At 65.0% G+C, this 13,627-nt stretch carries 15 protein-coding genes; 10 read left to right on the forward strand and 5 right to left on the reverse strand.

Going from position 1 to position 13,627, the window contains the following annotated elements:
• Positions 1–2 precede the first annotated feature (2 nt).
• From lspA to ABIB15_RS07475, 3 genes are read right to left on the reverse strand one after another with little or no spacing between them, the layout of a single operon-like run.
• The gene (lspA, locus tag ABIB15_RS07465) at positions 3–512 is read right to left on the reverse strand and encodes a signal peptidase II (RefSeq protein ID WP_354476522.1); all 510 of its coding nucleotides are present in this window, start codon (positions 510–512) and stop codon (positions 3–5) included.
• Positions 509–2,464 (reverse strand): heavy metal translocating P-type ATPase, encoded by a 1,956-nt coding sequence (locus ABIB15_RS07470; RefSeq protein WP_354476524.1) that lies wholly within the window; start codon positions 2,462–2,464, stop codon positions 509–511. Before ABIB15_RS07470 ends, lspA begins: the two co-directional genes overlap by 4 nt.
• The gene (locus ABIB15_RS07475; RefSeq protein ID WP_354476526.1) at positions 2,461–2,844 is read right to left on the reverse strand and encodes an ArsR/SmtB family transcription factor; all 384 of its coding nucleotides are present in this window, start codon (positions 2,842–2,844) and stop codon (positions 2,461–2,463) included. Before ABIB15_RS07475 ends, ABIB15_RS07470 begins: the two co-directional genes overlap by 4 nt.
• Positions 2,845–2,920: 76 nt before the next feature.
• On the opposite strand from ABIB15_RS07475, the gene ABIB15_RS07480 reads away from it, so the two are divergent.
• Positions 2,921–3,913, forward strand: coding sequence for an arsenic resistance protein (locus ABIB15_RS07480; protein WP_354476615.1), 993 nt, complete (start codon positions 2,921–2,923; stop codon positions 3,911–3,913).
• Positions 3,914–4,393: 480 nt separating this feature from the next.
• Here ABIB15_RS07480 and ABIB15_RS07485 read toward each other — a convergent pair whose 3' ends face one another.
• Positions 4,394–4,744 carry a DsrE/DsrF/TusD sulfur relay family protein gene (locus tag ABIB15_RS07485; RefSeq protein ID WP_354476528.1) on the reverse strand — a complete coding sequence of 117 codons (351 nt, stop codon included), beginning with the start codon at positions 4,742–4,744 and terminating at the stop codon, positions 4,394–4,396.
• Positions 4,744–5,427 (reverse strand): ArsR/SmtB family transcription factor, encoded by a 684-nt coding sequence (locus ABIB15_RS07490; protein ID WP_354476530.1) that lies wholly within the window; start codon positions 5,425–5,427, stop codon positions 4,744–4,746. Before ABIB15_RS07490 ends, ABIB15_RS07485 begins: the two co-directional genes overlap by 1 nt.
• Positions 5,428–5,510: 83 nt before the next feature.
• Between ABIB15_RS07490 and ABIB15_RS07495 the strand changes: the two genes are divergently transcribed.
• The 9 genes from ABIB15_RS07495 (at position 5,511) to ABIB15_RS07535 (ending at position 13,620) form a co-directional block, all read left to right on the forward strand.
• A complete protein-coding gene (locus tag ABIB15_RS07495; protein ID WP_354476532.1) occupies positions 5,511–6,884 on the forward strand; it encodes a rhodanese-like domain-containing protein in 1,374 nt (457 codons plus the stop codon).
• A complete protein-coding gene (locus tag ABIB15_RS07500) occupies positions 6,881–8,155 on the forward strand; it encodes an MFS transporter (protein ID WP_354476534.1) in 1,275 nt (424 codons plus the stop codon). Before ABIB15_RS07495 ends, ABIB15_RS07500 begins: the two co-directional genes overlap by 4 nt.
• Positions 8,156–8,752: 597 nt before the next feature.
• Positions 8,753–9,211 (forward strand): hypothetical protein, encoded by a 459-nt coding sequence (locus ABIB15_RS07505; protein ID WP_354476535.1) that lies wholly within the window; start codon positions 8,753–8,755, stop codon positions 9,209–9,211.
• Between the two features lie 49 nt (positions 9,212–9,260).
• On the forward strand, positions 9,261–9,404 hold the full coding sequence (locus ABIB15_RS07510; protein WP_354476619.1) for a hypothetical protein: 144 nt from the start codon (positions 9,261–9,263) through the stop codon (positions 9,402–9,404).
• A gap of 216 nt (positions 9,405–9,620) precedes the next feature.
• Positions 9,621–9,872 (forward strand): type II toxin-antitoxin system Phd/YefM family antitoxin, encoded by a 252-nt coding sequence (locus tag ABIB15_RS07515; protein ID WP_354476537.1) that lies wholly within the window; start codon positions 9,621–9,623, stop codon positions 9,870–9,872.
• Positions 9,873–9,879: 7 nt separating this feature from the next.
• Entirely contained in the window at positions 9,880–10,140 is a 261-nt protein-coding gene (locus ABIB15_RS07520; protein ID WP_354476539.1) for a Txe/YoeB family addiction module toxin, read from the forward strand.
• A gap of 113 nt (positions 10,141–10,253) precedes the next feature.
• Positions 10,254–10,607, forward strand: coding sequence for a helix-turn-helix domain-containing protein (locus tag ABIB15_RS07525; protein WP_354476541.1), 354 nt, complete (start codon positions 10,254–10,256; stop codon positions 10,605–10,607).
• Between the two features lie 1,480 nt (positions 10,608–12,087).
• Complete coding sequence (locus tag ABIB15_RS07530; RefSeq protein ID WP_354476543.1) at positions 12,088–13,284, forward strand: glycosyltransferase; 1,197 nt, start codon at positions 12,088–12,090, stop codon at positions 13,282–13,284.
• A gap of 177 nt (positions 13,285–13,461) precedes the next feature.
• The gene (locus ABIB15_RS07535) at positions 13,462–13,620 is read left to right on the forward strand and encodes a three-helix bundle dimerization domain-containing protein (RefSeq protein WP_354476617.1); all 159 of its coding nucleotides are present in this window, start codon (positions 13,462–13,464) and stop codon (positions 13,618–13,620) included.
• Positions 13,621–13,627 lie beyond the last annotated feature (7 nt).

The raw sequence follows: 13,627 nt of genomic DNA on the forward strand, positions 1-13,627 counted from the left end.
GGTCAATCGCGGTCCCGGGTCCGCTGGGAGAGGATGGTGCCAAGGATGAAGAGCGCCACCCCGGCGGTGACGAAGGCATCGGCGAGGTTGAAGGTCGCGAACCATCCGGTGTGCAGGTAATCCACTACGCCGCGCCCGTCGAGCCGGTCGATGAAGTTTCCGGCGGCTCCGCCGAGCAGCAGCGCTGCGCCTGCGCGGGAGACCCCTGTCATGCTCGGAGCCGACGAGAGGGCGTACCAGGTTAGGCCCGCAATGATCAGGCCGGTGGCCGCGACGATGATCCAGGGCGCGAGGCCCGCGCCGAGGCTGAACGCAACGCCGGTGTTATAGAGCAATCGGAGATTGATCAACCCCAGGTCGATCGTCGCCCCGCTGGAGAGCAGGGCTTCGGCCAGCGCCTTGATCGCTAGGTCGGTCGCGGCCAGCGCAGCCACCCAGACGAGCAGCACAGCCCTGATTCTTCGTGCCGCACCGGCGGACGCGCCGGGGCGGGCGGCGGCTTCGGCGCTCACGCTGCCGATTCCAATGCCGGGGCGGGCCGCGCGGCTTGCAGCGTGGTTGTGCGGCTGAGCCGGCCCGCCCTGACGCCGTTGGCGATCACGACGATTTCGGCCAGTTCGTGGATCAGGACCACGGCGGCCAGGCTGAGAATGCCGAATAGCGCCAGGGGAATCAGCGCGGCGATCAGCAGCAGGGACAGGCCCACGTTCTGGAGCATGATGCTCCGGGTCCTCCGCGCGTGGTCGAGCACCTGGGGGAGGTGGTTCAGGTCTTCACCCATCAGGGCGATGTCCGCGGTCTCGATCGCCACGTCGGTCCCCATGGCGCCCATGGCGATACCGGCGTCGGCGGTCGCGAGGGCCGGGGCGTCGTTGACGCCGTCGCCGACCATGGCTGTGGGTTGGCGGGCTTTGAGCATGCGGACGATCTCTGCCTTGTCCTCCGGGCGGAGCTCGGCGTGGACTTCGGTGATGCCGGCGGCCTCTCCGAGGGCGGTGGCGGTGATCAGGTTGTCGCCGGTGAGCATGGCTGTGGTGTACCCGGATGCGCTCAGCCGGGCGATGACCTCGCGGGCCTCGGGGCGCAGCTCGTCACGGACCGCGATGGCGCCAATAACTTGCCCGTCGTCTTCGATGAGGACAGCTGTGGCGCCAGCCCGCTGCATCCGCTCGACGTCGGCGGCCAGGCGGCCGGCGTCGATCCAGCCCGGGCGGCCGAGGCGGACACGACGACCTTCAAGCCTGCCTTCCAGGCCAGAACCGGGGACGGTGTCCACGTCGGTGACGGATGCCCGGTCCGGGGTCGCGGCGAGGATGGCGCGGGCGAGCGGGTGCTCGCTGCGGGATTCCAGGCCGGCAGCGAGGGCGAGGACAGAGTCCCTGGTGGCGGATCCGGTGGCTGCGACGTCGATCACGGCGGGTTTGTTGCGGGTGAGGGTTCCGGTCTTGTCCAGCGCGATGGTGCGGATCTTGCCGAGGGTCTCCAAGGCACTCCCGCCCTTGATGAGCACGCCCATGCGGCTGGCCGCGCCGACGGAGGCGACGACCGTCACCGGGACGGAGATGGCCAGGGCGCACGGCGACGCGGCGACGAGGACGACGAGGGCGCGATTGAACCACAGCAGTGGTTCGCCGACGATGAAGCCGTAGACGATGATCAGGGCGGCAGCGATCAGGATGCCCGGAACGAGCTTGCTGGCGATCGAGTCGGCCAGGCGCTGGCCCGGGCCCTTCCGGGACTGCTCGGCCTCCACGATGTGGACGATCTTCGCTAGCGAGTTGTTCTCAGCAGTACTGGTGACCTCGACTTCGAGCGGCCCCGTGCCGTTGATAGACCCGGCAAAGACCTCGGTTCCCGGCCCGGCCTCGACTGGGACAGATTCTCCGGTGAGCGCGGAGGTATCCAGGGATGTGCGGCCGGTGATGATCCTGCCGTCGGTGGCCAGACGTTCCCCGGGCCGGATGACCATGCGGTCGCCGGGGGCGAGTTCCGACGGGGCGACGGTGACCTCGATGCCGTCGCGCAGGACGGTCGCCTCAGCCGGGACCAGATCCAGCAATGCACGCAGCCCCCGACGGGTCTTCTCTAGGGAATATTCCTCTAGTCCTTCGGAGATCGCGTAAAGGAAGGCCAGGGTTGCCGCTTCCTCGACCTGCCCGAGCGCCACCGCTCCGGCCGCGGCGATCGTCATCAGCGTGCCGACCCCGATCTTTCCCTTGACCAGTCGCCGCAGGGTGGATGGGACGAACGTCCAGGCGGCAACCAGCAGCGCAGCGATTTCCAGCGGAAGCGTCAGGACCTCAGGGCCGCCCACCAGTCCGGCGATCCACGCGGCGAGGAGCAGTGCACCGGAGACCGCAGCGGTCCGGATTTCGCTCACCTGCCAGAATCCGACGGTTTTCTCCGATTCTTCGGCATACTCGGTCGGGGCACTCTCGTCGCTGCAGCCGCAGGCATCACTCATCGTGAGTTCTCCTCTGTCAGCGAGGCGCCGGCACTGCCGGTGCCGTAGTTCGGGCACAGGCTGACCGCATTGCCGGTGGCGGCGAGCAGTATCTCGGCCTGCGCGAGCATGTTCATTAATTCAGGGCGGGACAGCGAATAGTAGACGCTGCGGCCCTGCACGCGACCTTCCACCAGCCCGCATTCACGCAGGCATGCAACGTGCGCCGATACCGTGGACTGGGCCAGGCCCAGCTCGCCGGTGAGGTCACTGACCCGCACCTCGCCGCCAGCCATCCGCTTCACGATGCTCAATCGGGTCGGGTCGCTGAGGGAATGGAAGAGCGTTGCCGCGGGATTGTGCCCACAGGCGTCGGCCGCAACCGCAAATTCAATCGTCATAATCCGATGATAGCGTTTAATGCTGATCCCGCGACCGTCGCTGTACCTTTGAACGGTGGCCGACCTCGTGCGCTGGATGGAACGCTGGCAAATTGCTCCCTACATCGCGGCGATTGTTCTCGGCGGCACAGTCGGCTGGCTTGCACCTGCCGTCGCTCCGACTCTGGCGGTGGGCATCAATCCGGTGCTCGGGCTGCTTCTGTTTGCGACGTTCCTCGGTGTGCCGTTAATTCAGGTCGGCCGGGCTCTGCTGCACATCCGTTTCCTGGGAACGGTACTCGTCGTCAACTTCATCCTTGTCCCGGTGATTGTGTTCGGTCTTTCACGATTCGTTGCAGGCGACCGGGCTTTGCTCCTCGGCGTCCTGCTCGTGCTGCTCACTCCGTGTGTTGACTATGTGATCGTGTTCACCGGGCTGGCCGGCGGGGCACGGGAACGACTCCTGGCAGCAACACCCTTGCTCATGCTGTTACAAATCGTTCTGCTTCCCGTCTACCTGCTGCTGTTCGCCGGTCCGGACACCGTCTCGGCAATCGAAATCACGCCCTTCCTCGAGGCATTCGTGCTACTCATCGTCATTCCCCTTCTGGCCGCGGCAACGGTTCAATGGATCGCCCGTCGGCACCGTCTTGGTCGCGCAACCGAAGCACTCATGCAATCGGTCATGGTCCCGCTGATGATGGCCACGCTTGCCGTGGTGATCGGCTCGCAAGTTGCCGCAGTGGGCTCGCGGATTGTCTCGCTGCTCCAAGTGGTCCCGCTTTACGTGGCGTTCCTGGTCATCATGGTCATCGTGGGGTTGGTTGCCGGTCGACTCGTTCGCCTGGATGTTCCAGGAATTCGCGCGCTCGTCTTCAGCGGGTCCACCCGGAACTCCCTCGTGGTTCTCCCACTGGCGCTCGCGCTGCCGGCCTCGCTCTCGTTAGCGGCACTGGCCGTGGTGACCCAGACGCTTGTCGAATTGGTCGGCATGGTGATATTCGTGCGCCTCGTACCCCGGCTCACGGGCCACAGCCGACCTGGGGCTGTGCCCCGCACCGGTGCCCCCAGCTCCTCAGGTTGCGACTAGGAGGCCCGTTGCAAACATGACCACCCCTCCAGCCGACACTTCTTAGGTCAGCACGGGGTGATCGTTCGGTATCAAGAGACGCAATTATGACGGGCTACCCTGAGGGTCAACGTCGCCGTCGACCAGCCACCGCATGGGTCGACCAGTGAGACATGCACTTTCCACCGTTGCCGTGCTGCCTTCGATGCTGCTCCTCGACGCCTTCACCTCGGATCCCTCGCCGACCAATGCTGCATCACGCGCGCTGACTGCGGGATCTGCAGCGAGTGATCCTCGAAGCTCCTCATGCGGATCGGGCGGAGCCGATCGAGTTCACCGGGACGGCCGACCAGGGCACCGGGGTACCCCGAGGATGTGCGGTTGCGTGAGCGTGTCGTCGGGATCTTCGAAGCCCAGCGGCGGGACTCTTTCGAGGTGGACAGCCTGATCGACGACATTCAGCGCGCCGAATGGGTCGCGGTCCACGAGTTGTCTCGTGAGCTAGAAGACAAGCACCTTGTCCGCTGCGAATGTCCAGTCGGCGAGAGCGTCCATCGTGGATCGGGTGGCGCCCTCGATGAGCATGGCCTCGGTGAGTCCGCGCGCATCGATGCAGGTTCCGCAGCAGCGGATCTCCCCACCCTGGCGAAGGATCGACGACAGCATCCGGTCGAGCATGTAATAGCCGTCCGGCGTCTTCTGCCCCGCCATGGCCGCGGTGACGCCGTCGCCCATCAGGAATACCTGTACGGTGACGCCGTCGCGTTTGGACAGGGACTTCGCCAGGCGAACCGCGTTGTAGGTGGTGTCCTGGCCGTAGGCGGCGCCGTTGATGATGAGGAGAATGTTCATCAGGCGGCCGTCTCGACCGACACCGGCAGGCTCGCCAGCCGCCATTCCAGCATCCCCTCGTGCAACCGGGTCGCCCGGAGGCCGCGCCCGCTCAGCATGGCGATGGCCTCGTAGGCGAGCACGCAGTAGGCGCCGCGGCAGTAGGCGACAATCTCGCGGTCGAGCGGTAGCTCGCCGAGCCGGTCGCCCAGCTCCTCGAGGGGGATGGAGATGGCGCCGGGGATGTGCGCGGCGTTGTATTCCTGCCGTGGCCGCACGTCCAGCACCGTCACCGTGCCGGAGGCGGCACGGGCGAGGAGATCGTCCCGCGTAACCTCCTCGCGCGCGTGGTCGTCGCCCGAGTCGAGTCCGAGGTAGGCGAGCCGCGCGGATTCGACATCGGACACGTGCGTCTGGGCGACCGAGCGAACCAGGCCGTAGAGCCGGGCGACGTCGTCCCCGGCCAGCCGGTAGTGGATGCGGGTGCCCTCGCGGCGGGTGGCGACCAGTCCGGCCTGTTTGAGGGTTTGCAAATGGGCGGATGCTGTGGTCAGGCCGAGCCCCGCGGCGTTCGCGAGCGAGTCCACTGTGCGTTCGCCCTGCGCGAGCAGGTCGAGCAACTCGAGGCGCTTGCCGCTGCCCAGCGCCTTTCCGACACGCGCGAACTGCTCGAACAGCGCCGACTTCTTCACTCGATCGCCCATGTGTGGTTCCTCCCGGTTTTCCTCAGACTACTATCATCTAATAATCCATGGTTCTATGGAATAACAATGCGAGGAGTATCCACATGGCCAAGCTGCATCTTGTTCCCGTCATCGATGAGGGTCTAGGCAACTCCACCTATCTGCTGGACATCGGACAGGGGAGGGCCCTGGTGGTGGACCCGGAGCGGGACCTGCGCCAGGTGCGTGCGGAGGCACGTCGTCTCGGTCTGTCCATCGCGTATGCCGCAGAGACCCACCTGCACGCGGACTTCATCTCCGGCGTGCGCGAACTGCACGACACCGAGGGGGCCGTTGTGCTGGCACCGGAGGTAGGGACGCGCGGATTCGCGCACACCGCCCTGACCGACGGTGACATCGTGCAGCTGGGCGATTTCACGCTGCAGGCGCTGGGGACGCCCGGCCACTCGCCCGAGCATCTCTCCTACCTCCTCCTTGACGACGGGAGCATCTCCGGCGTATTCACCGGCGGCTCGCTCATGGTGGGTACCGCCGGCCGCACCGACCTGGTGAGCCCGGAACTGACCGTTCCGCTGGCCCGCGCCCAGTACCACTCGCTCCAACGGCTCATGGAGCTCGCGGACGACACCCCGGTCTGGCCCACCCACGGCGCCGGGTCGTTCTGCTCTGCCGCGGCCGGCGGCGAGCGCACGACCACGATCGGCCGCGAACGTGCCACCAACCCGCTGCTCCAGACCACCGGCGAGGACGCCTTCGTCGACGCGCTGCTCGGGTCGCTCGGCACCTTCCCCGACTACTTCCTGCGCCTCGGTGAGGTCAACCGCGACGGCCCGGTCGTGCTCGGAACCACGCCGTCGCTTGCTGCGCTGTCCGCCGACCGGGTGAAGGAACTCCAGGAGCAGGGCGCCCAGATCGTGGATGCCCGGCAGCCCGCCGACTTCGCCGCCGGACACATATCCGGATCCCTTTCTATCGCGCTGCGCCCGGTGTTCGCGACCTGGCTCGGCTGGCTGGCCGACCCCGAACGACCGGTCGTCATCGTGCGCGCGCCCGATCAGAACCCCGACGACATCGTCTGGGCCGCCGCGAAGGTGGGCTTCGACACCCTCGCCGGTGAGCTCGATGGCGGGTTCCCGACTTGGGAGAACGCCGAAGCGGCGACCAAGGGGGCCCTGATCGGTGCGGAGGACATGGTCTCCGGCCCCGCAGCATCCGCCGCCGTCATCGACATCCGTCAGGCCTCCGAGTTCGCGGCCGGCCACGTGGCCGACGCCCGGAACATCGAGCTTGGCGCGCTAGCCGAACATGTCACTGACCTGCCGGCTGGCCCGCTTGTCGTGATGTGCGGGCACGGCGAACGCGCGATGAGCGCGGCCAGCATCCTCGAGCTCGCCGGACGGACCGACGTCGCCGTGCTCGACGGAGGCGGCGCCGACTGGGCTCGCGAAGCGGGCCTTTCGCTGGAAACCGGCCAATGAGCCGCCCACCTAAGACGTCGGGGGAGCGGGGGAGTTCCGACCTCGGCATCATCCTCGGCCTGAGGCAGAATCTGCCGCAGTTCATGCTGCTCGTCGCGGTCAACGCCCTGGTCGGCGGCACCCTCGGCCAGGAACGTACCGTTCTGCCGCTGCTCGCGGACGAGGTCTTCGAGCTCGACAAGTACACAGGCGCGCTGACCTTCATCCTCGCCTTCGGCCTCGCCAAGGCGGGCACCAACTATTTCGCCGGCACGCTGTCGGACCGGTACGGCCGCAAGCCCGTGCTGGTCGCCGGCTGGCTGATCGCGATTCCCGTTCCGATCCTGCTCATCGTTGGCCCGACCTGGAGCTGGATCGTTCTCGCCAACGTGATTCTCGGCATCAGCCAAGGGCTGACCTGGTCGACCACCGTGGTCATGAAAATGGATCTCGTCGGTCCGAAGCAACGCGGCCTCGCCATGGGGTTCAACGAATCGGCCGGCTACCTCGGCGTCGCCGCCACGGCCCTGGCCACCGGATACATCGCCGCCGAGTACGGCCTGCGCCCCGGCCCCTTCCTGCTCGGCGCGGCCTTCATCGCCGTGGGCCTCGGCCTGTCGGTGTTCTTCGTGCGGGAAACACACCACCACGCGAGGGTTGAGGCGGCCGGTCATGTCTCCGCCCACGCTCACGCCGGCTCGCTCAGCAACCGCGAGGTGTTCACCCTCACGAGCTTCCGCGACCGATCGCTGTCGTCGATCAGCCAGGCCGGCATGGTCAACAATCTCAACGACGGCCTGGCCTGGGGGCTCTTCCCGATCCTGTTCGCCACCGCCGGGCTCGGCATCGAACGCGTCGGCATTCTGGCCGCCGTGTATCCAGCGGTCTGGGGAGCGGGCCAGCTGGTCACGGGCGCACTCTCCGACCGGATCGGTCGCAAGTGGCTGATCGTCGGCGGGATGATCGTGCAGGCGATCGCCCTCGGGATGTTCGCCACAGGCGACAGCTTCGGCATCTGGCTCGCCGCCGCCGCCCTGCTCGGCGCCGGCACCGCCATGGTCTACCCGACCCTGCTCGCCGCTATCGGCGACGTCGCACACCCGGAATGGCGCGCCCGCTCGGTGGGCGCCTACCGCCTCTGGCGTGACGGCGGCTTCGCCGTGGGCGCACTGCTCTCCGGGATCATCGCGGACGCTTTCGGCATTCCCACCGCCGTCGCCGTCGTCGCGGCCCTCACCGCGGCATCCGGCATCATCGTTGCCGTGCGGATGCGGGGAGACGACCACCGCTGAACAGCCAACCCCCGATATCCGCTACGACGGGCTGACTGCCCGAACCGCCTTGCCGAGGCTGCCTTCACACTTGATGCGCACACGTTCCCGCCGCTATTCAACGCTTATGCATCGAGATCGATCTAGGCCAGTTGAGGTGTTCGAGTAAAATCGGAGCACATTCGGCAAGGAACTCCCGGTCAGGGCGAGGTCAGTCGAGGTTGGTCTAACTGTTGCGGCGAGTCCGGGAAGGCCTGTCGCAATCCGTCGGTCACGGGGTTCAAGTCTCGTTCGCCTACCGATGTTTCCGAGCAGTTCGTACCTCTGCGCGCTGAGGTTCCAGGTCGTGTCCGGTCCAAAACCGTCCATCGTGTCGCCTGAGCTTCTGTCGGTGCGGTCGGGCAATATGGGGGTATGTCACCTTGAACCCCGCCCGGACTTGACCCGGTCGAGCACGCCGCGCTTGTACCGGGAATTCCTACGTGGGTCGATGCTCCAATTCGTGGCTGGGCGATTGAGAGAATCGCTAATTCAGGTAGTGGCCTAATCGACGCTGGCTTCTCGACCGCTTGGGATGTGTCCATGCGTAATAGTCCTCCCCACACAGAGAAGTACGCATTGACCAGAGGAGGTGCGTTCTGGAATGCGCTCGAGAGCAGTGAGAAGCTTGCCCTCCTCGACTTTCTTTTATTTCTTGGTCGGGATAAGTACAACGCAGCGGACGAGCGGAATGCGCTTGAGATGTATCTTCGCGCAGGCGGATCCGAATGGCGGGTTGGTTCTCGCGCAGGCGATCCGGGCCTAGAAAAGCGGGTGCCTCAGGGCGTGGCAGACGCAGCTGAGGCAATCATCGCCACGTCCGCGACGGCGGGTGCTTTGCTCTCTGAGGCGTGGCGCGCAGCGTACGGGCGCAATCCAGACCCCGAGGAGGCGTACGAAAAGGCGACTAAGGCGGTCGAGGAAGCCGGTGAATATTGGCTGCTGTGGACACCACCTAGGGTGCGCGTGAGCACCACTGTTCAGGCCCGTGATTGGCACTGTTCAGCACCACTGTCGGGGTGGTTGAGCACCACCTGAAAAGCTCCTTCCACCATGTGATGGCCACGTGGTGGAAGGAGTACCGGTAATGGTACGGAAGATCAAAGCGAAGCTGGTGTTGCAGCTGCGCAATCAGGGCTTGTCCCGGCGAGCGATCGAGTCGGCTCAGGGGATATCCCGGCACAGCATTCAGGCGGTCCTCGATGCGGCGGAGCTGGCAGGTGGTCAGTGAGTACCGATCAGAGAACTCACAAAGGACACCACACGAAGGCTGCCCTGCTGAACCTGCTGGGAGAACTCAAACTCCCCGGTGTCACCCACCGCATCCGCGTGGCGACCGAGCGCCTCTCGTCCTCCGCTCCGGCCGGAGGCGCCGCGGCACAGAGCACTAGGCATAGATTCCCCAAAATAGTGGTACGCTATCAGGCACTACCAACAGGAGGCGATCATGTCAGCGATCACCGCGACCGAAGCACGCAAGAGCCTGTTCGGGCTTATCCAGCAGGTCAACGACGACCACACTGCTGTTGAGGTTGTTTCCCGACACGGAAACGTGGTCATCCTGTCGAAGGACGACTACGACGCAATGACCGAGACGGCCCACCTGCTGCGAAACCCGGCGAACGCCGAACGGTTGCTCACGGCGATCGAGCGTGCCCGACGCGGCGAGTTCGAACAGCACGGCCTATTGGACGCGTGACGCGCGCTTGACACGCACGATCACCTTCGACCCGAACGGGTGGGAGGACTATGTCTACTGGCAGACCCAGGACCGTAAGACCCTCAAGCGCATCAACCAGCTGATCACCGATACGCTGCGCGATCCGTTCGCCGGCATCGGCAAGCCTGAGCCTCTCAGACACATTCTCTCTGGCGCGTGGTCCCGCCGCATCGATGATGCGAACCGCTTGGTCTACTTCGTGACGGACGACCACATTGTCATTCTGCAAGCGCGCGAGCACTACTGACCGCCCCTGCTCACCCTCTGCCGGCGACACGCTCACAGCCCCTCTTGCAACTCAGTTGGCACGCGAGCAGACCAGATGACCGACTGATGGATCGCAGAGAAGCAGGCATCACAATGACCAACAACACCTTCGTGTGCGGCGATGACCGGCTGCGCACGACGCTTGCGCGACCGGGCGTTGCCCAGGCGGTGGCCGAGATAGAGAAGGAGGCCGCGGAGCTCGACCGCACGCACGCGATGAGCCTCGCAATGATCCGCGAGGCCGCGAAACTCACGCAGACGGATATCGCCCGCGCACTGGAGATCACGCAGGGAGCCGTCTCGCAGGTCGAGAACCGCGGCGACTTGCTCCTGTCCACGCTCAGGAGCTACCTCGTTGCCGTGGGAGCCACCGATCCGCGGATCGTCGTCTCGGTCAACGGGCACGACGTCGTGGTCGACCTGGCAGCAATCGCCGGGAGAACTTGACCTCGACGTGTACCTAAGTTGCGGGGGAGTGAAGCCCGCGCACGCTGCGACTTGATGCGCACACGTTTATTCAACGCTTATGTGTCGAGATCGCTCTGGGTGAGTCGAGGTGTGCGAGTAAAATGGGAACACATTCGGCAAGGAATCCCCGGTCAGGGCGAGGTCATCCGAGGTTGGTCTAACTGTTGTTGCGGGTCCTGGAAGGCCCCGCCATAATCCGTCGGTCGCGAGTTCAAGTCTCGTCCGCCCTACCAAGAATCTGCTTCTGATCAAGCTTTCCTGGTTGAGAAAATGCTGCGCGACTTGCCCACCAGCAGTCGGTCTTAGCAAGTCTCTCTATTCCGCTCTGAAGTGCGCTACTGGGATTTTCGTCCCACTGCGAGGGCGGGACTCGATGGGCCCTGCGTTTACTTAACGCTTGTTGTTTGGTTTGAGCCGCTGGGACCCTCCGGTGGGACGGCGCCTGAGCGATCTCGCTTCGTTGCGGCACGGAATCCGCCAGTGTGAGCTTGAGGGCGCTCAAGGTCTCACTGGAGCAAACGATGTTCGTTGGCGGCTTGGGATTGCGGGTGCTTCCAGCCCGAAGGCAATTCTTCCGGTCGCGTCAGCTGCTGCCGATGCTGTCCTGACGCGCCACGGTTCGTCCGGTGCAGGTGTGGCTTGGGGAGTCGATGATTTTCGTCCCGCTGTCGCGGCAAGCGTCGATCGGGCATAACGCCCGTCCAACGATTATTGTCGCCTGCCGCCACATCGGAGCCCGCGGGCGCGGAAGGTGCCGGAGCGGTCTCGATCTACTTGGCCTGAGCTCGGGCTCCTTCGGGTCGTGGCGACCGAGCAGGAACGAGTTCTGGCTGCCCGACCATCACCGAGCATTCAATCGACGAGGGCAAGTTCTGCCTCTGCGCGATCAAGGACGTCCTCCCGAACATGCCGGCTACTCGATCGACTCCAAAATAGGGGCTTCCCTCGGCGTTCCAGCGGCCCGGAGCGCGATCAGCCAACGCGATATCGCGGGCGCGTTGATACACTCCGGCCGCGAGTCTCAAGTTCGCTTCAAAGCCTTCGTCCGGGACTTGGAGGACAACAGGATCACCGGGTCGATGGGACACCTCGGCGCCTGCGGCGACAACGCCGCGATGGAGTTTTCTTCGCACTCCAATCATGCCTTGCCGCCCTCCAATCACGGTTGCGAGGTCAGCGATGCCCGTGAGGATCAGCTGCTCCTGACCAGTGACGGCATCGCTGAGGTCGCCCGCCAAAGCGTTCGGCCGATGCGAGAGTCAGGCAACTGCGGTGGATGTTGCCCGCCCCGCCCGGTCGACCAGTCGTTCACCCGATGCACACCGCCGGTTCATCGAGATTCGGCCGTGCATCCTCCAACATTGTTCGAACGGCATCGTCGCGGTGTGGCGGACGTGGGGTGATGCGTTCGAAGCGTCGCTGCGATCACACCACCTTCTCCCTCTCGAAAGTCGCTGCGATGAACCGTTCCATTCGAGTCCTCTCCCTCTACGAGGGGTTCTTTGCTGGCGGAGCCCGCATCCTGCATACCGATGTCATCGCCGGACTCCACGTCGGGGGAGACCAACAGCACAGCGTCCTGTCGATCGCATCCGCAGTCCGCAGGGAGTCGTCTATCCAGCACCTGCGCCGAGACCCGCGCTTTGTCCGGTTAGCCGGCGCAGGTATCGAGGTGACGACGCTGGGACGACTTGGCGGGGCGGAGGCTCCTGCGCCATCCTCGTTCACCGATCGTCAGCTGCGCATCGCCGCGAACGTGATCAATCAAGCGGACGTGATCCTGTCTCTGAAGGAGCAGCCGCTCGGGCTGCTCCTTGCCTTACACGAGCGCGGGATGATGCCAGACATCCCGGTGGCAGCATGCCTGCATCGATCCGACCCGGAGCACTCGGGAGAGGCCCTCTCGTGGCTCCGCGAAGCAGCCTCGACCGGTCTTGTAACGGCGCAAATCTCGTGCGCCCAATCGACCAGTGACGCGTACCAGCCGTTTCTCCCGCCCATTGCGGGGCGATTCGTTATCGGCAACGGAATAGACACCGATCGCTTCCAGCCCGGTACAGAGGTTGAGCAGGCGGCGACGCGGCAAGCGCTCGGCATTCCGGCGGCAGTGCCCGTCGTCGTTTTTGCTGCCAGGTTCGACGTCATGAAAGACCCCGGGCTGTTCCTGCGTTCCGTGGCCCTGCATTCCCGGGATCGCCCGGAGACGCATTATCTTGTGTGCGGCGCTGGAATGACGCTGGAGAATGAGGCATTCCGTGCTTTGGCGAAGGAGTCGGCCATCAGCAGCTCAACAAATCTGCATGCTCTCGGCATCCGCGATGACATGCCCGCGGTCTACCAGATTGCCGACATCGTCGCGCTTACAAGTGCTTTCGGCGAAGCGTCACCGCTGTGCCTGCTCGAAGGCGCCGCGTCAGGCGCGACACCGGTCACCACGGATGTCGGCGACGCTGCGCTGACGGTGGAGGACATTGGTCGTGTCACGACGCACGATCTCGCCGATATCGTCGCGACCTGGGACGAGGTACTCGATCGGCGACCGGAGCTACGCAGCCACGCTCTCGCTGCCCGCGCGCGGTTCGGACGTGAACGCATGATTGCAGAGTACGACGCCGTGGTGCGCGGCCTCCTCGGCAGTGTTAGGGCTGTCGCCTGACAGAAAACCACCAAGCGCTCTTACCGATGATCTCGCGGCATCGGGACATCAGTATCGCTGGTTGCCCCGACGCAGCGAGTGCCGGTGCAGCGACATTATTTGGTTCGCAATTGCGACTCGAACCTCTGCACTTCGCGTGTGACTACTCAACCCCAGGTTGAACAAGTCGTCCGGCACGTGACCGAAAGCCTGCTGAAGAAGTTCCCGACCCAGGATCGCGCCGATATTGAAGGACAGGTTCGCGCGGAAGTTGCCCACCTTAAGGACCGCCCCATCAAGGACTATGTCGGGGTCCTCGCGGAACGAGCGGTGAAACAGCGCATAAATTCGCCGTGACCGTTCG

Origin of the sequence: Marisediminicola sp. UYEF4 (assembly GCF_040546025.1) — a bacterium.
GTDB lineage: Bacteria > Actinomycetota > Actinomycetes > Actinomycetales > Microbacteriaceae > Marisediminicola.